General features: G+C 73.4%; 15 protein-coding genes. 9 read left to right on the top strand and 6 right to left on the bottom strand.

The genetic code is table 11. The annotated features are described in order from the left end of the window. Positions 1-11 precede the first annotated feature (11 nt). On the top strand, positions 12-755 hold the full coding sequence (locus MRBLMG1_RS03675; protein WP_367820645.1) for a hypothetical protein: 744 nt from the start codon (positions 12-14) through the stop codon (positions 753-755). 115 nt (positions 756-870) lie between these two features. Here MRBLMG1_RS03675 and MRBLMG1_RS03670 read toward each other — a convergent pair whose 3' ends face one another. Both MRBLMG1_RS03670 and MRBLMG1_RS03665 read right to left on the bottom strand, forming a co-directional pair. Then, positions 871-3,279, bottom strand: a complete 2,409-nt coding sequence (locus MRBLMG1_RS03670; protein WP_367820643.1) for a helix-hairpin-helix domain-containing protein — start codon at positions 3,277-3,279, stop codon at positions 871-873. Further along, positions 3,276-4,253, bottom strand: coding sequence for an aldo/keto reductase (locus MRBLMG1_RS03665; RefSeq protein ID WP_367820641.1), 978 nt, complete (start codon positions 4,251-4,253; stop codon positions 3,276-3,278). The genes MRBLMG1_RS03670 and MRBLMG1_RS03665 overlap by 4 nt, the downstream gene beginning before the upstream one ends. A 129-nt stretch (positions 4,254-4,382) precedes the next feature. Between MRBLMG1_RS03665 and MRBLMG1_RS03660 the strand changes: the two genes are divergently transcribed. Together MRBLMG1_RS03660 and MRBLMG1_RS03655 are read left to right on the top strand one after the other, a co-directional pair. After that, the gene (locus tag MRBLMG1_RS03660) at positions 4,383-5,432 is read left to right on the top strand and encodes an LLM class F420-dependent oxidoreductase (RefSeq protein ID WP_367820639.1); all 1,050 of its coding nucleotides are present in this window, start codon (positions 4,383-4,385) and stop codon (positions 5,430-5,432) included. Between the two features lie 360 nt (positions 5,433-5,792). Next, a complete protein-coding gene (locus MRBLMG1_RS03655; protein ID WP_367820637.1) occupies positions 5,793-6,578 on the top strand; it encodes a ferritin-like domain-containing protein in 786 nt (261 codons plus the stop codon). A gap of 12 nt (positions 6,579-6,590) precedes the next feature. Here MRBLMG1_RS03655 and corA read toward each other — a convergent pair whose 3' ends face one another. Then, on the bottom strand, positions 6,591-7,583 hold the full coding sequence (corA, locus tag MRBLMG1_RS03650) for a magnesium/cobalt transporter CorA (protein WP_367820636.1): 993 nt from the start codon (positions 7,581-7,583) through the stop codon (positions 6,591-6,593). Positions 7,584-7,680: 97 nt separating this feature from the next. On the opposite strand from corA, the gene MRBLMG1_RS03645 reads away from it, so the two are divergent. The 6 genes from MRBLMG1_RS03645 to MRBLMG1_RS03620 all read left to right on the top strand — a co-directional run bounded on the left by MRBLMG1_RS03645 (position 7,681) and on the right by MRBLMG1_RS03620 (position 15,460). Then, on the top strand, positions 7,681-8,370 hold the full coding sequence (locus MRBLMG1_RS03645) for a histidine phosphatase family protein (protein WP_367820635.1): 690 nt from the start codon (positions 7,681-7,683) through the stop codon (positions 8,368-8,370). A 67-nt stretch (positions 8,371-8,437) separates the two neighbouring features. Next, entirely contained in the window at positions 8,438-9,028 is a 591-nt protein-coding gene (locus tag MRBLMG1_RS03640) for a DUF3090 domain-containing protein (protein ID WP_367820633.1), read from the top strand. Then, on the top strand, positions 9,025-9,831 hold the full coding sequence (locus MRBLMG1_RS03635) for an SCO1664 family protein (RefSeq protein ID WP_367820631.1): 807 nt from the start codon (positions 9,025-9,027) through the stop codon (positions 9,829-9,831). The genes MRBLMG1_RS03640 and MRBLMG1_RS03635 overlap by 4 nt, the downstream gene beginning before the upstream one ends. A 151-nt stretch (positions 9,832-9,982) precedes the next feature. Continuing rightward, a complete protein-coding gene (gene mshC, locus MRBLMG1_RS03630) occupies positions 9,983-11,212 on the top strand; it encodes a cysteine--1-D-myo-inosityl 2-amino-2-deoxy-alpha-D-glucopyranoside ligase (RefSeq protein ID WP_367820629.1) in 1,230 nt (409 codons plus the stop codon). A 114-nt stretch (positions 11,213-11,326) separates the two neighbouring features. Then, positions 11,327-14,383: an NPCBM/NEW2 domain-containing protein gene (locus tag MRBLMG1_RS03625; RefSeq protein WP_367820627.1), complete on the top strand. Its 3,057-nt coding sequence runs from the start codon at positions 11,327-11,329 to the stop codon at positions 14,381-14,383. A 102-nt stretch (positions 14,384-14,485) separates the two neighbouring features. Then, positions 14,486-15,460 (top strand): superoxide dismutase, encoded by a 975-nt coding sequence (locus MRBLMG1_RS03620; RefSeq protein ID WP_367820625.1) that lies wholly within the window; start codon positions 14,486-14,488, stop codon positions 15,458-15,460. Between the two features lie 72 nt (positions 15,461-15,532). On the opposite strand, the gene MRBLMG1_RS03615 is transcribed toward MRBLMG1_RS03620, so the two are convergent. The 3 genes from MRBLMG1_RS03615 to MRBLMG1_RS03605 form a co-directional block, all read right to left on the bottom strand. Further along, positions 15,533-16,675 carry a PAC2 family protein gene (locus tag MRBLMG1_RS03615; RefSeq protein WP_367820623.1) on the bottom strand — a complete coding sequence of 381 codons (1,143 nt, stop codon included), beginning with the start codon at positions 16,673-16,675 and terminating at the stop codon, positions 15,533-15,535. A gap of 153 nt (positions 16,676-16,828) precedes the next feature. Then, complete coding sequence (locus MRBLMG1_RS03610; protein ID WP_367820621.1) at positions 16,829-17,890, bottom strand: LLM class flavin-dependent oxidoreductase; 1,062 nt, start codon at positions 17,888-17,890, stop codon at positions 16,829-16,831. Between the two features lie 100 nt (positions 17,891-17,990). After that, the gene (locus MRBLMG1_RS03605) at positions 17,991-19,595 is read right to left on the bottom strand and encodes a glycerol-3-phosphate dehydrogenase/oxidase (RefSeq protein ID WP_367820619.1); all 1,605 of its coding nucleotides are present in this window, start codon (positions 19,593-19,595) and stop codon (positions 17,991-17,993) included. Positions 19,596-19,600: the final 5 nt, after the last annotated feature.

Genomic DNA, 19,600 nt, shown 5'->3' with positions numbered 1-19,600 from the left:
GCGTCTATCCCATGTCTGATGCTGCGCAGCCCACCGCTGCCGAGGTACGTGCCGCCGCCGAGGCGGTCAAGACCGCACTGGACCGTCACCTCGCGGCGGTCGAACTCCGCACGGGAGACGACGACAAGGCCGTCTACGAGGCCTTCAACGCCTTGGCCGCGGCGGCCGAGGCGTACGACGAACTCCTCTACGACCGCTACGACGAGGTCACTCCCTTCGAGATTCCCGGGGCGGACGGTGCCCTGCCGCCGTACGCCGGACCTGACGAACCCCATGCCCTCAGCCTGCTGATCCGCCGCGACTACGCGGTGGCCGAACCGCAGCGCCTCCTCGCCCAGGCCAGGCGCGTCGCCGAGCTCGACGGCGACGAGGAGACCACCGGGGCGGCCGCCAGGGCGGGCGCGTCGCCGCTCGCCGCGCTCGGCGTGCTCTTCGGCGAGTACGAGCCGGACGAGATCGCCTCCCGGCACAAGGAGTTCGGCCTGGAGGAGGGCGACTCCACCCTGTGGGTCACCGCCTCCGACGAGCTCCCCGAACCGGGGGAGTGGCTCAACGCGCCCTTCGATCACGCCGACCCCGAGCGGATCGTCTGCCGCTTCGACGTCAGCTCCGTCTTCGACGAGGACGAGGACGAGGACGGGGACGAAGACGATGAGGGAGGCGGGGACGGGGACTTCGAGGGCGGAGTGGACGACGGGCCCGGCGTGCCGAGGGCCGTCGCCGGCGCCGACCAGCACGCGGGGGCCGGTTTCTGAGAGGCGGTCCCCGAGGCGGCCCTGAGCCGGTTTCTCGCGCGAACGACGGAGGGCCGGGTCACCGCTCAGTGCGGTGGCCCGGCCCTCCGGCCGTTCCCGGTGCTGTTTCCCGGTGCTAGTCCTCGGGGGTGGCGAGCAGCGCCTCCAGGAGCGGCCGCAGTCGCGTCGTACGCTCCGGGGCCACCCCCTCGGCCACCGCGCGGGCCAGGGCCTGGTCCACGCCGTGCACGACCGACAGGTGACGCTCGGCCCGGCCGAAGGCCGTGTACACCCAGGGCCGGCTCAGACCGCCGGCGGCGTCGCCGGGGAGCACCACGACCACCGCGGGCCACCGCGTCCCGGCGGCCTGGTGCGCGGTGAGCGCCCAGCCGTGCCGCAGCGTGGCCTCCACCCGTTCCTTCGGTACGAGGACCCCCTCGTCGCCGCACCGCAGGCGCAGCCCCTCGGCGTCGGCCGACAGCACGGTCCCCGTCACCGTCCGGCCCGGGGCCGGCGCGTACGCGACCCGGTCGCCGGGGTCGTAGCCGCCGAACCGGCCGGGGCCGGGGTTGAGCCGCTGCTTGAGGGCGGCGTTCAGCGCGCGGGTGCCCGCGGAGCCGCCGTGGCCGACCGTGACGACCTGGGTCTGCTCGGACGGCACTCCGATCGCCCGGGGCACCGAGTCGGCGACCAGCTGCACCGTACGGTGCACGGCCTCGCCGGCGTCCCGCACGGGGACGATCACGACCTCCTTGCCGGGGGCCTCCACCTGGTTCAGCTCGCCCACGCCGATGCCCGAGACCAGCTCGCCGAGCGGCCCCGGGTCGGGGAGCCGCGAGGCGATCCGGGGGCACACCCGGGCCGCGAGCGCGTCGGTGAAGACCCGCCCGGCGCCCGGCGCCCCCAGGACCTCGGGGTCGCCGCTCAGGACCAGGCGGCAGCCGTCCGGCAGGGACTCCACGAGCAGCGCGGCCGTCTCCACGTCCAGCTGCGGCGCGTCGAGGACCACCAGCAGGTCGAGGGCGAAGGCGCCGTCCTCGTCACGGGCCGGACCGGCGGCCCCGGAGAGCAGGCCGCCGACCGTCACCGCGGCCGCCCCGGCGTCGCCGAGCGCGTGCCGGCCGGCGTCGCTGTGGACGGCGACCAGGGTGCGGAGCCCCCGTGCGCGGGCCGCCTCCGCGAGCGCGACCGGCTCGGCCCGGGAGGCCTCGCCGCCCGTGTGCAGGACGAGCCCGTGCTCACCGGCGGCACGTTCGAGTTCGGAGCCCTCCCACGGCTGGGCCGTCGCGGTCTTGACCAGGCGGGCGAGACCGTCCGCCAGGCTCTCCTCCGCGAGGGCGTACCGGTCGAGCCCGAGCAGCACGGGCGAGGCCGGCACCTCCGCGGCGGGCTGCGCCGGCTCCTCGGCCGGTTCCTCGTCCTCGTCGGACTCGGGCTCCGCCGTCTCCTCCTCCTGGAAGACGAGGACCGCCGCCTCGGAGACGGCCGTCTCGACGGCCTCCTCCGGGTCGGGCACCCCGTGCCCGGCCAATCCGGCGCGCACGGCCTGGATCTCCAGCGCCGTGTGTCCCTGGAGCGCGGCGCGCTCCAGCAGCCACACGGTCAGAGCGACGGTCCGGCGCGGGTCCCCGGGGCCGCACGCGGCGCCGAGCAGCGCCCGGGCGAAACCGTCGGCCTGCTCCGGGCGCACCCCGGGCACGGCGAGCAGCTGCCAGGGGTCCTCGCTCAGTGCCGCTGCCGCGTTCTCGCCGAGTGCGGCGGCGACCTGGTCGGCCAGCGCCTCGGGCGCGCCGCCCTTGGCCAGCACCTCCCGCACGGCGGCCGTGGTCCCGGGCGCGGGCGCGGAGGCCCGCTCGGGCGCGGGGGGCCGTACGGTCGCGGCCGGGGCCGCCTCGGGGGAGGGGCGCCTGGGTGCGGGCTCCGGGCTCTCGTAGAAGGTGCTGCCCGAGGCAGCGCCGCCCTCCACCGCCCGTACCGCCGCGAGCAGGTCCGCAGCGGTGCCGCTCAGCTTGGCACCGCTCGCGACCGTGCCCTCCTTCTCCGCCTTCCGCGCCTCGATCCTTGCCCGCAGCTCCCGCTGCGCGGCGAGCTCGGCCTGCGCGTCGCTCAACTCGGTCGCGTCGGTCGCGTCGGTCGCGTCGGTCGCGTCGGTCGTCCCGGCGCCCCCGGACCCGGCGGCGGCCTCTCCCCCGGCTTCCGGCTCTCCACCGGCTTCCGGCTCTCCACCGGCCTCCGGCTCCTCGGCGTCACCGGTGCCCGCGGAAGCGCCGGGCTCGTCGGTCGCCTCGGGGTCCTCGGCCGCGTCGGGTCCTTCGGAGGGGGCGGGCCCTTCGGAAGCGTCCGACTCCTCGATGGCGTCCGGCTCCTCGGCAGCGCCCGGTTCTTCGGCAGCGCCCGGTGCCTCGTCCGCGTCCGCCGCGGTGGGCTCCTCGGAGGCGGCGGGTGCCTCGGCAGGGGCCGGGGGCCGGGCCTCGGCGGCGGCCTCCTGCGCGTCCTCGGTGGGCTTCGCGGCCTCGGGCGCGGTCTCCCCGGAAGGCTCGGTCACAAGGTGCTCCAGTCGTGATCCGGATAGCGGTGCACGGGCGCCGACACATCGTCCAGCGCCCGACAGATCTCGTCAGGAAGACTAAGGGTCTCCACCGACAACGCGGCCGTGAGCTGCCGTGCCGTGCGCGCGCCGACGATCGGGGCGGTCACTCCGGGCCGGTCGCGGACCCAGGCGAGGGCCACGTGGAGGGGGGTCGTCGCGAGGCCGTCGGCAGCCGTCGTGACCGCGTCGACGATCCGGCTCGCGGCGTCGTCGAGATACGGCTCCACGAACGGCGCCATGGTCTCCGAGGCGCCCCGGGAGTCCGTCGGGGTCCCGGAGCGGTACTTGCCGGTCAGGACCCCGCGGCCGAGCGGTGACGAGGGCAGTAGGCCTATGCCGAGGTCCAGGGCGGCCGGCAGTACCTCGCGCTCGATGCCGCGCTGGAGCAGCGAGTACTCCAGCTGGGCCCCGGCGAGGCGGGTCCGGTCGCCGGCGAGCTGCCAGGTACCGGCCTTGGCCAGCTGCCAGCCGCAGAAGTTCGCCACGCCCGCGTACCGGGCGCGCCCGCTGCGTACGGCGATGTCGAGCGCCTGGAGGGACTCCTCCAGAGGCGTGTTCGGGTCATAGGCGTGCAGCTGCCAAAGGTCGACGTGGTCGGTGCCGAGCCGGGCGAGGGAGGCGTCGAGCGCGGCGAGCAGGTGTCCGCGCGAGCCGTCGGTGCGCCGGTCCGGGTCCGGCACGCTGCCCGCCTTGGTGGACAGGACGAGGTCCTGGCGGGGCACGAGCCGGTCCATCAGACGGCCGAGCAGGTACTCCGCCTCGCCCCCGCCGTACACGTCGGCGGTGTCCACGAGTGTGCCGCCCGCGTCCCAGAACGCCTTCAACTGCTCGGCGGCGTCGTGCTCGTCGGTGTCCCGGCCCCAGGTGAGGGTGCCGAGTCCGATGCGCGACACGCGCAGGCCGGTACGTCCGAGATGCCTCTGCTCCATGGGCGCGAGATTACTGGCCAGGGCACCACGCGGAGAGAGCCTGTGGACAACCGTGCCCTGACGGATGCCCCGGGCGCGCGCTAGAGTCCGGCCCACAAAGACGTTACCGATGGGTAAGAGGTGTGTGGAATGCGGCTCGGCATCAACCTCGGCTACTGGGGCGCCGGAATGGACGGCGACAACCTCGCCGTCGCCCAGGAGGCGGACCGCCTCGGTTACGACGTCTGCTGGGCCGCGGAGGCGTACGGCTCCGACGCGCCCACCGTCCTCGCCTGGGTCGCGGCGAAGACCGAGCGGATCGACGTCGGCTCCGCGATCATGCAGATCCCGGCCCGGCAGCCCGCCATGACGGCGATGACCGCCGCCACCCTCGACTCGCTCACCGGCGGCCGCTTCCGCCTCGGCCTCGGCGTCTCGGGACCGCAGGTCTCCGAGGGCTGGTACGGCGTGAAGTTCGACAAGCCGCTCGCCCGGACCCGCGAGTACGTCGAGATCGTCCGCAAGGCCATGACCCGCGAGCGCCTCAGCTACGACGGCGAGCACTGGACCCTGCCGCTCCCGGGCGGCCCCGGCAAGCCCATCAAGCTGACCGTCCACCCGGAGCGCGAGCACATCCCGCTCTACATCGCCGCGATCGGCCCCAAGAACCTGGAGCAGACGGGCGAGATCGCGGACGGCGCGCTGCTGATCTTCCCCTCGGCCGACCACCTGGAGGAGACCGCGCTCCGTCATCTGCGGGCGGGTCGCGAGAAGGCCGGCCTCACCATGGACGGCTTCGACGTCTGCCCCACCCTGCCGCTGGCCCTCGGCGACGACGTGAACGCCCTCGCCGACGTGTTCCGTCCGTACACCGCGCTGTACGTCGGCGGCATGGGCAGCCGCAAGCAGAACTTCTACAACCAGCTCGCGCAGCGGATGGGGTACGAGAAGGAGGCCGCCGAGATCCAGGACAAGTACCTGGCCGGCGACAAGGCCGGGGCCGCGGCCGCCGTGCCGCACTCGCTGATCGACCAGACCACCCTGCTCGGCTCCGTCGAGCGGATCGCCGAGCGGATGACCGCGTACGCCGAGGCCGGTGTCACCACCCTCACCCTCGCCCCGGCCGGTTTCACCCTCGACGAGCGGCTCGCGGCCCTGCGGGCGGGCGTCGAGGCGATGGAGCACGCGAGCCTGGCGTAACGCCGAGGCCGCACCCGCACCGGGAGGAGCCGGAGCCGGATCAGAATGCGGGTCCCGCCCCGGGATCCCGCCGGACGGAGTCCGGCGCAGGCGCTCGAAGCCCGCGAGGCCCCCAGGGGCCTCGCGGTGCGAGAGCGCCGTCGGGAAAAGGTGGTCTGCGGCCGTGGTGGGGGCTCGGGGGTCTTCCCCGCCACGGCCGTCATGCAGCACAACGCCTTTGCGGGGCCCCCGGTTACGCCTTCGGGTCTCACTCTTTCGGCCGAGCCGTCGGCCCCTCCTGTTGCCCGTCGTGCGGGACCGGACTTGACTCGTTCTTCCCGGACGTACCGGAGTACGGGCGTCCGCACGGAGGTGGCGGCGATGCTCACGGCCAAGGGCCTGTTCCAGGAAATCATCGACAACGACGAGTCCTTCCGGCTCTTCTGTTCCATCGCCGCGAGCGGCGAGGCCCAGGGCGGCTGGGAGAACGCCCGGATCGCGACCCTCGTCGCGCCCGGGATGCGGGACCTCACGCCCAAGATCACCCGGCACGGCGCCGACGAGGACAAGCACGGCCGGATCTTCAACGCGTTGATGAAGAAGCGCGGCCTCGAACCCGTCCCCGTGCCGCCCGACACCGACTACACGATGCTGCTCGAGAAGCGCGGCATCGGCCTCGCGCACGACAAGCTCCGCCGCGACGAGCCGCTGACCGAGGAGGACGTCGTCGTCTACCTCGCGCACAGCAGGGTCACCGAGGAGCGCGCGGCCGCGCAGATGCAGCTCCTGGTGAGGTACTTCGGGGACCATCCGGAACTCGGCAAGGCGATCCGGATGATCTGCAACGACGAGGACAACCACCTCGCCTACTGCCACGAGGAGCTGCTCCGGCTGGCCCGCGCGGGCCACGGCCGGCTGATCCAGCGGACCCTGCGCGAGTCCGCCCTGGCCGAGATCCGGGTCTACCGGGACGTCAGCCTCGCGGTGATGCGGCACATGGGCCGGATCCTGGAGTGGCCCCGGCCGAAGGCGGCCGTCCTCGCCGCCGGGATCCACGGCGTGTACGCGTACGAACGGGCGGCCGGTTGGCACCGGATGGTCGGCCTGCGGATGCCGGAGCGGCGAGACGCCCTCGGCGGGCCCCCGGTCCCCGCACCCGCCTTCTGAGGCCGCCCGGCGTCACATCCAGCCGCGGCGCTTGAAGAGCCGGTACAGCGCGACGACGATGCCCGTCATCACGACGATCACGACCGGGTAGGACCACTCCCACCGCAGCTCGGGCATGTGCTCGAAGTTCATCCCGTAGATCCCGGCGACCATCGTCGGGACCGCGGCCATGGCGGCCCACGCGGAGATCTTCCGCATGTCGTCGTTCTGCCGCACGCCCATCTGCGCGAGATGGGCCGACAGCACGTCGGAGAGCAGCCGGTCGAGTCCTTCCACCTGCTCGTTGGAGCGCAGCAGGTGGTCGTTGACGTCGCGGAAGAAGGGCTGCGCCTCCTCGTTCACGAACGGCACCACGCCGGCCGTCAGCCGGGCCATCGGACCGGCCAGCGGGCCGCTGGCCCGGCGGAACTCGAGGACCTGCCGCTTGGCCGTGTAGATCCGCGCGGCGGTGTTCGCCGGATTGCCCCCGGAGGGCGCGAAGACGTCCGCCTCCAGCTCCTCCAGGTCCACCTGGAGCTCGCCCGTCACGTCCAGGTAGTGGTCCACGATCGCGTCGCTCACCGCGTAGAGCACGGCCGTCGGCCCGTGCTTCAGGACCTCCGGGTCGGCCTCCAGGCGCTTGCGCACCGCCATCAGGGGCGAGCCTTCGCCGTGCCGGACCGTCACCACGAACGAGTCGCCGATGAACAGCATGAGCTCGCCGGACGAGACCCGGTCGCTCTCGGGCTCGTACAGGACCGGCTTGAGCACCACGAACAGCGAGTCGTCGTAGACCTCCAGCTTGGGTCGCTGGTGGGCCTTCAACGCGTCCTCGACGGCCAGCGGATGGAGCGCGAACTCCGAGGCCACGTGGTCGAACTCGGCCTCCGTCGGCTCGTACAGTCCCACCCACAGGAAGGCGTCCCCGGCCGCCCGGGCCTCCTGCAGGGCGTCGGAGAGGTCGACGGGTCCGTCCGTGCGGCGCCCGTCGCGGTAGATGGCAGAGTCCACGATCACGCGGCGCATTCTCCCCCGAACGGCCGGGCCACGCACGCGGGGCGGCCGGCTCACGTAGGGCCGGAGCCCGCCCCGATCGGCCGGACGCCCCCGTAGGCTGGCCCGCATGGCCACGCTGATCCTCGTCCGGCACGGACGCTCCACCGCCAACACCTCCGGGGTCCTCGCCGGGCGCACTCCCGGGATCGCGCTCGACGAGCGCGGGGCCGCGCAGGCCGCCGCCCTGCCGGGGCGCCTCGCGGGCGTCCCGCTCGCCGCCGCCGTCTCCAGCCCCCTCCAGCGCTGCCGGGAGACCCTGCGGCCCCTCCTGGACGCCCGCCCGGAGCTCCCCCTCCACGTCGAGGACCGGATCAACGAGTGCGACTACGGCGACTGGTCGGGCCGCAAGCTGGCCGAGCTCAACGACGAGCCCCTGATGGACGTCGTCCAGGGGCACGCCTCCGCCGCCGCGTTCCCCGGCGGCGAGTCGATGCGCGCGATGCAGGACCGGGCCGTCGAGGCCGTACGCGACTGGAACGCCCGGATCGAGGCCGAGCACGGCGAGGACGCCACGTACCTCATGTGCTCCCACGGGGACATCGTGAAGTCGATCGTGGCCGACGCCCTCGGCCTGCACCTCGACCTCTTCCAGCGGGTCCACGTCGACCCCTGCTCGGTCACCGTCATCCGCTACACGCGCCTGCGTCCCTTCCTCCTCCGCCTCGGCGACACGGGGGACTTCGCCGGACTCGCCCCCCGCGAGCACCCCGACAGCAGTGGGACCGCGGAGGTCGGGGGTGGTGCGGGCGCGGCGTGATCCCCTTGCGCAGTAGGGTGGACGCGCCGCTGTAGTACGACCGTCGAGACGCAAGGGAGTCGGGAACGTGTCCCGTCAGGTGTTCCTCTACGACCCACCGGAGCGTTTCGTGGCCGGCACGGTCGGGCTGCCTGGCCGCCGTTCGTTCTTCCTCCAGGCGTCCGCGGGCGGCCGCGTCACCAGCGTCGCGCTGGAGAAGACACAGGTCGCCGCGCTGGCCGAGCGCATAGACGAACTCCTCGACGAGGTCGTGCGCCGCACCGGCGGCAACGCCCCGGTCCCCGCCGTCGCCCCGGCCGAGATCGCCGACACCGCCCCGCTCGACGCCCCCGTCGAGGAGGAGTTCCGGGTCGGCACCATGGCGCTCGCCTGGGACGGCGAGGAACAGCGGATGATCGTCGAGGCGCAGGCCCTCGTGGAACTCGACGCGGACTCCGAGGAGGACCTCGCCGAGGCCGAGGAGCGACTGCTCCAGGACGAGGAGAACGGCCCGCCGATGCTCCGGGTCCGCCTCAGCGGGGCCCAGGCCCGGGCCTTCGCCAAGCGGGCCCTGGACGTCGTCAACGCCGGCCGGCCGCCGTGCCCGCTGTGCAGCCTGCCGCTCGACCCCGAGGGGCACGTCTGCCCGCGCCAGAACGGATACCGCCGCGGAGCATGAGCAGCAGCCCTTCGACCCCGACGGACGCCGAGCTGCTCGCCCGAGGTGAGCTGACCGTGCGCGGCCGGGTCCGCGAGGCGTCCAACGCCGTGCTGTACTGCTCCGTCGCGTACGGGGGCCGCGAGGCGGCCTGCGTCTACAAGCCGGTCGCGGGGGAGCAGCCCCTGTGGGACTTCCCCGACGGGACCCTCGCGCAGCGCGAGGTCGCCGCGTACGAGCTCTCCGAGGCCACCGGCTGGGGGCTGATCCCGCCGACCGTGCTCCGCGACGGGCCGTACGGGGAGGGCATGGTCCAGCTGTGGATCGAGGCGGACCCCGGGGCGCGGCTGCTCGCCCTCACCGAGGACGACGAGGCCGGCGAGGGCTGGAAGGCCGTGGGGCCCGCCCAGGTCGACGAGGACCGCACGGCGCTCCTCGTCCACGCGGACACCCCGGAGCTGCGGCGGCTGGCCGTCCTGGACGCCGTCATCAACAACGGCGACCGGAAGGGCGGGCACCTGCTGCCGGCGCCGAACGGGCGTCTGTACGGGATCGACCACGGCGTCACGTTCCACGTCGACGACAAGCTGCGGACGCTGCTGTGGGGCTGGGCGGGCGAGGAGCTGCCCGCCGAGGCGGCCGGGGTGCTCGACGGTCTCGATCGTTCCCTGGCCCCGGGAGCGCCGCTCGCCGCCCGTTTGGCGGAACTGCTGACCGGCGCCGAGGTCGCGGCGGTACGCGCCCGCGTGGGGGCGCTGCGGGCGACTGGACGGCACCCGGAGCCCTCGGGGCAGTGGCCGGCGATCCCCTGGCCGCCGGTCTGAGACCGGGCCGAAAGGTTTCGGCCATGGCGCCGGTGCGGGCATGCACCCCTGGGGGGTATGCATGCAAGCCTCCGACCCGCAAGAGCGCCTAATCGGTCAAGATCCCGGATCCGGTTCGTATCCGGAACACCTGTCCGGTTACGCTCGGGTCATGCATGCCTGGCCCGCTTCTGAGGTCCCCGCCCTTCCCGGCAAGGGCCGCGACCTCCGGATCCACGACACCGCGACCGGCGGACGAGTCACCCTCGCCCCCGGCCCCGTCGCCCGTATCTACGTGTGCGGCATCACGCCGTACGACGCGACCCACATGGGTCACGCGGCGACCTACAACGCGTTCGACCTCGTTCAGCGCGTGTGGCTCGACACCAAGCGGCAGGTGCACTACGTCCAGAACGTGACGGACGTGGACGACCCGCTCCTGGAGCGCGCGATCCGCGACGGCATCGACTGGGTCGGCCTCGCCGAGCGCGAGACCGCCCTGTTCCGCGAGGACATGACCGCCCTGCGGATGCTGCCCCCGCAGCACTACATCGGCGCCGTCGAGGCCATACCGGGCATCGTGCCGCTCGTCGAGCGCCTCCGGGACGCGGGCGCGGCGTACGAGCTGGACGGCGACATCTACTTCTCCGTCGACGCCGACCCGCACTTCGGGGAGGTCTCGCACTACAGCACCGAGCTGATGCGCCACCTCTCCGCCGAGCGCGGTGGCGACCCGGAGCGCCCCGGCAAGAAGAACCCGCTGGACCCGATGCTCTGGATGGCGGCCCGCGAGGGCGAGCCGAGCTGGGACGGCGGCAGCCTGGGCCACGGCCGCCCCGGCTGGCACATCGAGTGCGTCGCCATCGCCCTCGACCACCTCGGCATGGGCTTCGACGTGCAGGGCGGCGGTTCCGACCTGATCTTCCCGCACCACGAGATGGGCGCCTCCCACGCCCAGACCCTCACCGGCGAGTACCCGATGGCCAAGGCGTACGTCCACGCCGGCATGGTCGCGCTCGACGGCGAGAAGATGTCCAAGTCCCGGGGCAACCTGGTCTTCGTCTCCAAGCTGCGCAAGGACGGCGTCGACCCGGCCGCCATCCGGCTCGCGCTCCTGTCCCACCGCTACCGCGACGACTGGGAGTGGACCGACCAGGTCCTCCAGGACGCCGTGGAGCGTCTCGGCCGCTGGCGCGCCGCCGTGTCCCGGCCCGACGGCACGCCCGCCGACGCGCTGGTCGAGGAGCTCCGCGAGGCGCTCTCCGACGACCTCGACACCCCCGCGGCGCTCGCGGCGGTGGACCGCTGGGCCGCGCTCCAGACGGCCGAGGGCGGCGACGACGAATCCGCCCCCGGACTCGTCTCCCGCGCGGTCGACGCGCTGCTGGGCGTCGCCCTGTAACAGCCGTCCGGTGCAACTCGCTCGTGTGGAACCGCCCTTGGACTTCTTCAGGAAGTCCGGGGGCGGTTCCTTTTTGTCCTGTCGCGATGCTCGAATCTGCGCTAAATAGGCTCCATGCAATCATCAATGCGCATGAGAGCTGCAGTCGTCGGTGCACTCATCGGGTTCGTCGCCACCCTCGCGGGACCCGGTGCCACCGCCACGGCCGATCCGTCCGACACCACCGTCGGCGACGTCACCGGCTTCGCCGCCGACGGGCCCGTCTACCGGCTGACCGCCGGTCACGCCGAGGCCCGCGTCTCCTTCGTCACCGCCGACACCTTCCGCATCGAACTCGCCCCCGACGGCAGGTTCACCGACCCCACCGGCACCGACATCACCCTGCCCCAGGGCCCGGCGCCGACCACCACCTGGCGCGACCTCGGCGACCGGTACGAACTCGGCACCGCCGACGTGACCCTGCGCGCCTACAAGTCGCCGCTCCGCTTCGCGGCCGTACGCGCCGACGGCACCACCCTCTGGACCGAGACCCGGGGCCTCACCTGGAACCAGGACCGCACCGTCCAGACCCTCGCCCGCGGCGCCACCGAGCAGTTCTACGGCGCCGGCATGCAGAACGGCCGCGGCAACACGTCCCACCGCGACAAGACCGTCGAGGTCGGCGTCGACTACAACTGGAACGACGGCGGCCACCCCAACTCCGTCCCGTTCTACCTCTCCTCCGCCGGCTACGGTGTCTACCGCAACACCTACGCCCCCAACACGTACGCCTTCACCGAGCCCGTCACCACCACCGCGAAGGAACAGCGCTTCGACGCCTACTACTTCACCGGCACCGGCGCCGACGCCGCCAAGGACGTCATCGGCCAGTACACCCGGCTCACCGGCAAGCCCTTCATGCCGCCCGTGTACGGCCTGGAGATCGGCGACGCCGACTGCTACCTCCACAACGCCAACCGCGGCGAGCGCCACACCCTCGACGCCCTGAAGGTCGCCGACGGCTACGTCGCGAACGACATGCCCAACGGCTGGATGCTCGTCAACGACGGCTACGGCTGCGGCTACGAGAACCTCGCCGAGGCCTCCACCGGACTCGGCGAGCGCGGCATGAAGCTGGGCCTGTGGACCGAGGACGGCATCGCCCGGCTCGGAGAGCAGGTCAAGGCCGGCCAGCGGGTCGCCAAGCTCGACGTCGCCTGGGTCGGCGAGGGCTACAAGTTCGCCCTCGACGGCTGCAAGGACGCCCACGCCGGCATCGAGGCCAACAGCGACGCCCGCGGCTTCACCTGGGCCCCCGAGAGCTGGGCCGGCGCCCAGCGTTGCGGCGTCCAGTGGTCCGGAGACCAGTCCGGCAGCTGGGAGTACATCCGCTGGCAGATACCCACCTACGCGGGCGCGTCCATGTCCGGCCTCGCGTACACCACCGGTGACGTCGACGGCATCTTCGGCGGCAGCGCCAAGACGTACACCCGCGACCTCCAGTGGAAGACCTTCCTGCCCGTCACCATGACCATGGACGGCTGGGCCGCCAACGACAAGCAGCCCTTCCGCTACGGCGAGCCGTACACCACGGTCAACCGCGCCTCCCTCAAGCTCCACGAGGCCCTGCTCCCGTACGTCTACAGCCACGCCTACCGGGCCACGAAGACCGGAGTCGGCCTCGCCAGGCCGCTGGCCCTCGAATACCCGGACGACCCCAAGGCCGCGAGCGACGCCGCGAAGTACGAGTTCCTCAGCGGTGAGGACTTCCTCGTCGCCCCCGTCTACCAGGACGCCGTCGAACGCGACGGCATCTACCTCCCCCGGGGCACCTGGATCGACTACTGGAACGGGCGCACCTACGAGGGCCCGGTGACGATCGACGACTACAACGCGCCCCTCGACACCCTGCCCCTCTTCGTACGGGCCGGGGCGACCGTCCCGATGTGGCCCGGCGGCATCCGCTCGTACACCGACCGCGCCCCCGGCGACCCGCTCGCCTGGGACGTCTACCCCAAGGGCAGCTCCTCCTTCGAGCTGTACGAGGACGACGGCGTCACCCGCGAGCACCGCACCGGCCGGTACGCCACCCAGCGCGCCGAGGTCAGCGCCCCGAACGCCGGCCCCGGGGACGTCTCCGTCCGCGTCGGCCCCAGCACCGGCACGTACACCGGCAAGCCGGCCGCCCGGCCGTACGCCTTCACCGTCCACACCGGCGACGCCCCCGACGGCGTCCGGCTCGACGGACGCAGGCTGCCCGGCCTCACCTCCCGCGCCGCCCTCGACGCCGCCGCCGAGGGCTGGTGGTACGACACCGACGAGCGCGGGGGAGTGGTCCGGGTCAAGACCAAGGCCCTGTCCACCGGCCGCGGCTTCGAACTGCGACTGACCGCCACCAGCGCGGTCGGCGGCGCCGTACCGGGCGCCTCCGCCGCCCTGGCCGCACCCACCGGGCAGGAACTCGGCGCGGGCACCCCCGGCACCGTCGCCGTCGACGTCACGGCCGGCTCCCGGGACGCCACCGACGTCCGGGTCTCCCTGGACGCCCCGACCGGCTGGCAGGTCACCCCGGCCGCGCCGCTCACCCGCGTCCCGGCCGGCACCACCCGCCGGGTCGAGGTCGCCGTCACGCCCGCGGCGGACGCGAAGCCCGGCGAGACCACCCTCACGGCGACCGCCCGCCACCGCGCCGCCGGCACCGACCGCACCGCCACCCAGCGGCTCGCGGTCGGCGTGATGCCCGCGCCGCCCACCGGCGACGCCTGGGCGAGCGACCTGGTGTGGCTGCGCTCCACGAACGGCTGGGGGCCGCCCGAACGCGACCGCTCCAACGGCGAGTCCGGCGCCGCCGACGGGCGGACCCTCACCCTCGCGGGCACGACCTACGAGAAGGGGATCGGCGCCCACGCCGACTCCGACATCGAGGTCTACCTGGGCGGCCGCTGCACCGCGCTCACGGCCGACGTCGGCATCGACGACGAGATCGACGGCTACGGGGAGGTGGCCTTCTCCGTGGAGGCCGACGGCCGGGTCCTGTGGACCTCGCCGCGGCTGACCGGCGCCTCCGCGACCGTGCCCGTGAACGTCGACGTGACCGGGGCGCGCCACCTCCGGTTGCGGATCACGGACACCAACGGGTCCAAGAGCGGCGACCACGGGGACTGGGCGGCGGCCCGTCTCCGCTGCGGCTGATCTTCGCCTCGCACCCGCGAGATCCGGCCAAGTCCCGTGAGGGATGAGCGTGTTGTGATGGGCTGTGCGTGCCAGTAGACCGTTTGTACGAAAGGGCACTCAGTGCAGCATCGCCTCGCACGCAGAGGATTCCTGGGAGCCGCCGCCGCCCTCGGCGCGGCGGCTCTCACCGGCCCGCTCGCCGCGGGCACGGCACAGGCGACCGCACCCGGCGGCCGGTGGCCCACCGGGATCCCCCTCCCGCTGGGCTTCCAGCCGGAGGGCATCGCCATCGGCCACAGCCCGTACGCCTACTTCGGCTCGCTCGGGAACGGCGCCGTCTACCGGGCCTCGCTGGCCACCGGCGAGGGCCGGATCGTCCACCAGGGCCTCGGCGACGGGTACTCCACCGTCGGGCTCAAGATCGACCGGGCCGAGCGGCGGCTCTTCCTCTCCGGAGGCTGGAGCCGGGACATCCGCGTCGTAGACGCCCGCTCCGGCGCGCTCCTGCGCCACGTCACCGGGCTCGGCGCCGACACCACCATGGTCAACGACGTCGTCCTCACCCCCGGCGCCGCCTGGTTCACCGACTCCTTCCAGCCCCAGCTCTACCGCCTCGACCTCGACCGCACCGGCGAACCCGGCCACACGGTGACCACCGTCCCGCTCGGCGGCGACTGGACACAGGGCGCCGACTTCACCGCCAACGGCATCGAACGCACCCCCGACGGCCGGGCACTGCTCGTGGTCAACGTCTTCCGGGACGGCGGCACGCTCCTGCGCGTCGACCCGCGCACCGGCACCGCCCGCGCGGTCGACCTCGGCGACCTGCGGATCCCGCACGGGGACGGTCTGCTGCTCCTCGGCCGCGACCTGTACGTCGTCCAGCAGGCGATCAACCAGATCGACGTGGTCCGGCTCGACCCGACCGGCTCGCGCGGCACCGCCATCGCCCGGATCACCGACCCGGAGCGGTTCCGCGTCCCGACCACCGCCGCGGCCTGGGGCGACCGGATCTACCTGCCCAACGCCCGGTTCGGCCTGGACCCGGACCCCACCACCGTCGCCTACGACGCGGTGTCCGTGCCGCGCGTCTGATCCGCGGTCAGGGCCCGAACGGGCCCGGAAAGCCGTACGGGAGGGGCGGCCGCGCCACCCCTCCCGTACCGGTCACTCCTCGGCGTCGCCGCCCGCGCCCTCGACCGGCGGCTCGGGCTCGGTTCCCGGGTCCTTCGCGGACTCGGCACCCCGACCGCCGCCGGACTCCTCCGCCGGCCCGCCGGCCGCCTCCGCACCCGGCTCCGCGCCCTGCTCGGCGTCCGGCCGCTGCGCGGGATCCGGCTGCTCCGTGCCCGGCACGGCCTCCGGTCCCGGCTGCTCCGGCTTCGGCGGCCGCGTCCGGCCGCTGCCGGAATCCCGCAGGAACGGCGAGTCGCCGCCGTCCGTCGCCACGCCCGGGCCCGGACCGGTGCCCGGCTCGCGCCGCCGCAGATACCGCTCGAACTCGCGGGCGATGGCCTCGCCCGAGGCCTCCGGCAGCTCCGCCGTGTCCCGCGCCTCCTCCAGGGTCTGCACGTACTCGGCGACCTCGCTGTCCTCGGCGGCCAGCTGGTCCACGCCCACCTGCCAGGCCCGCGCGTCCTCGGGCAGCTCGCCCAGCGGGATGCGCAGCCCGATCAGGTCCTCCAGGCGGTTGAGGAGCGCGAGGGTCGCCTTCGGGTTCGGCGGTTGCGACACGTAGTGCGGCACCGCCGCCCACAGGCTCACCGCCGGCACGCCCGCGTGGGTGCACGCCTCCTGGAGGATGCCGACGATGCCCGTCGGGCCCTCGTACCGGGTCTCCTCCAGGTCCATCGTCCGCGCCAGGTCGGGGTCGGAGGTGACCCCGCTGACCGGGACCGGCCGGGTGTGCGGGGTGTCGCCGAGCAGCGCGCCCAGGATCACCACCATCTCCACGCCCAGCTCGTGGGCGAAGGCGAGCAGCTCGTTGCAGAAGGAGCGCCAGCGCATCGACGGCTCGATCCCGCGGACCAGCACCAGGTCGCGGGGCTTGTCGCCGCCGACCCGGACCACGGAGAGCCGGGTCGTCGGCCAGGTGATCTTCCGGACACCGTTGTCCAGGAAGACCGTGGGGCGGTTGACCTGGAAGTCGTAGTAGTCCTCGGCGTCGAGCGCCGCGAACACCTCGCCCTTCCATTCCCGGTCCAGATGGGCGACCGCGGTGGAGGCAGCGTCGCCGGCGTCGTTCCAGCCTTCGAACGCGGCCACCATGACCGGGTCGATCAGCTCGGGTACCCCCTCGAGCTCGATCACCCAGCGCCTCCTTTTCGAAGTTCCTGTCGTACGGACCAACCTTACGGCTTTCCGGCGACCCGTCCGCAGCCCCCGGACATCCCCGAAAACCCGTGCGGCCTTGATCGACTACCCAGGAACTCCCCTCCGCACACGGCGGCCCCGCACCTCCCCTCACTCCTCCCAGAGCGAGCTCGGAGCCTCCCTCCGCACCACCGGCGCGATCTCCTCCGCGAAGCGCTGGAGGGTCTCGGCCTGCTCCGCCGTCGACTGGCCGAAGGCGTCGACCGTCACCGACTGCAGGTCGTGGCCGTAGTGCGCGTGCCAGCCGAGGATCTTGTCGATGATCTGCTGCGGCGAGCCGATCAGCTGAGGACCGCCCGCGATGGCGTCCTCGACGGTGCGGAACGGCGTGTTGTACCCGGCCTTCCCCTCCAGGTGCGGCCTGAAGCTCTGCCTGACCTTCGCCTCGTACAGGTCCTTGTAGCGGGAGACGGCCCGCTCGGCCGTGTCCGCGATGAGCAGGCCGCCGGAACCGGCCGCCACGCGCGCGTGCGCCGGGTCGTGGCCGTACTCCTCGAACTTCTCGCGGTAGTGGGCGATGAGCTTCGCGTACGCCTCGCGCGGCTGGATCGCGTTGGCGGTGAACAGCGGATCGCCGTGCTTCGCCGCGAGCTCGGGGGAGTTCAGACTGGTGGCCGAGCCGTGCCAGATCCGGGGCGCGCCCGCGTACGGGCGGGGGATCGTGGTGACGTCCTTCAGCGGGGGACGGAACTCGCCCTCCCAGTCGACGCCCTCCTCCGTCCAGAGCCGGCGGAGCAGCTCGTACTTCTCCTTCTGGAGGTCCCACTGCCGCCCCTCGTCCAGACCGAAGAGGTCGAAGTGCCCGGCCTCCGCGCCCTTGCCGACGACGAGTTCGAGCCGGCCGCGGGAGAGCTGGTCGAGGGTGGCGTAGTCCTCGGCGACCCGGACGGGGTCGAGGATCGCGACGACCGTGACGCCGGTGAGCAGCCTGATCCGGGTGGTGCGCGCGGCGAGCGCGGCGAGCAGGACGGTCGGGGCCGAGGAGAGGAACGGGCCCGCGTGTCGCTCCCCGACCGCGTACGCGTCGAAGCCGAGGCGCTCGGCGGTCTCGCCGAGCGCGACGACCTGCTCCAACCGGTCGGCGGCGGTGGGCAGTTCGCCGGTCAGTGGGTGGGGGGAGTGAGGGACGATCGAGAGCACCTGAAACTTCATGCCCCCACTCTGCGCGCCGAGTGTTGCGGCGGTGTGGACGGCGCGTGGCACGCCGCGGGGGCGGCCCCTCGAAGAGGAACCGCCCCCGGCTGTACGGGTGTTACTTCCGCAGCATCGACTCGACGCCGGCGCGGACCTCGTCCGTCGCCAGGCCCCGGATCGTCAGCGTCGTACGGCGTCGCAGCACGTCGTCCGCCGTCTCGGCCCACTCGTGGTCGCGGGCGTAGGCGACCTGCGCCCAGATCTCCGGCGCGTCCGGGTGGATCCGGCGGGCCAGGTCCGGGTTCTCGTTCGCCATGCGGGCGATCTCGAACGACAGCGAGCCGTAGTGCGTCGCCAGGTGCTTGGCGGTGTCGGCGGCCATCCGGGGGCCGGGCGCCGGGCCGTCGACGAGCAGCCGGTGCGCGACCGCGTTCGGGTTGGCTATGCCGGGCAGCGGCAGCCGCTTCGGCAGCGTCGACACCGGCTCGTAGTCCTCGCCCAGCGGGTGGCCGGGGAGCTGCTCCAGCTTCTTCATGACCGTACGGCCGATGTGGCGGAAGGTCGTCCACTTGCCGCCGGCGACCGACAGCATGCCGCCGCGGCCCTCGGTGACGACCGTCTCGCGCTTGGCCTTGGAGGTGTCGCCGGGGCCACCGGGGAGCACCCGCAGACCGGCGAAGGAGTAGGTGATGAGGTCGCGCGACAGCTGCTGGTCGCGGATGGAGAAGGCGGCCTCGTCCAGGATCTGGGCGGTGTCCTTCTCGGTGACCTCGACCCGGCCCGGGTCGCCCTCGTACTCCTCGTCGGTGGTGCCGAGGAGCAGCATGTCCTCCCAGGGGAGGGCGAAGGTGATGCGGTACTTGTCGATCGGGGTGGCCAGCGCGGCCTTCCAGGGCGAGGTCCGCTTGAGGACCAGGTGCGCGCCCTTGGAGAGGCGGATGGAGGGGGCCGCGTTCGGGTCCTCCATCTTGCGCAGGTGGTCGACCCACGGGCCGGTCGCGTTGAGCACGAGGCGGGCGGTGACGCCGAACTCGTCGCCGCTGGTGCGGTCCTTGAGCTCGGCGCCGGTGACCCGGCCCCGGGTGAAGCGCAGTCCGGTGACCTCGGCGTGGTTGAGGACGGTGGCGCCGGCGGCGACCGCCGCACGGACGGTCATCAGGGCCATCCGGGCGTCGTTCATCTGGTCGTCGCCGTAGACGGCCACGGCCTTCAGGTTGTCCGTCCGCAGCTCCGGCACGTCCTGCGCGGCCTTGGCGGGCGAGAGCAGGTGCCCGACGCCGTCGCCGAAGGCCGAGAGGGCGCTGTAGGCGAAGACGCCGGCGCCGAGCTTGGCAGCGCCGTGCGGGCCGCCCTTGTAGACGGGCAGGTAGAAGGTGAGCGGGTTGGCGAGGTGCGGTGCCACCTGACGGGAGACCGCACGCCGCTCGAAGTGGTTCTCCGCGACCAGCTTCACCGCGCCGGTCTGCAGGTAGCGCAGACCGCCGTGGAGGAGCTTCGAGGAGGCGGAGGAGGTGGCGCCGGCGAAGTCGCCGGCGTCCACCAGGGCCACCCGCAGGCCCGACTGCGCGGCGTGCCAGGCGGTGGAGATGCCCAGGATGCCGCCGCCGATCACCAGGAGGTCGTACGTCGCCTTGGAAAGCTGGTCCCGGGTCTCGGCGCGGCTCGGCAGGGAGCCGGACGCCGGGTGCGTCCCGAGGGCAGGGACGCTCTGCAGGGTGGTCATGTCGA

It is taken from the genome of Streptomyces sp. LMG1-1-1.1, assembly GCF_040815545.1.
GTDB lineage: Bacteria > Actinomycetota > Actinomycetes > Streptomycetales > Streptomycetaceae > Streptomyces.
This window is presented reverse-complemented; position numbering and strand designations above follow the sequence as displayed.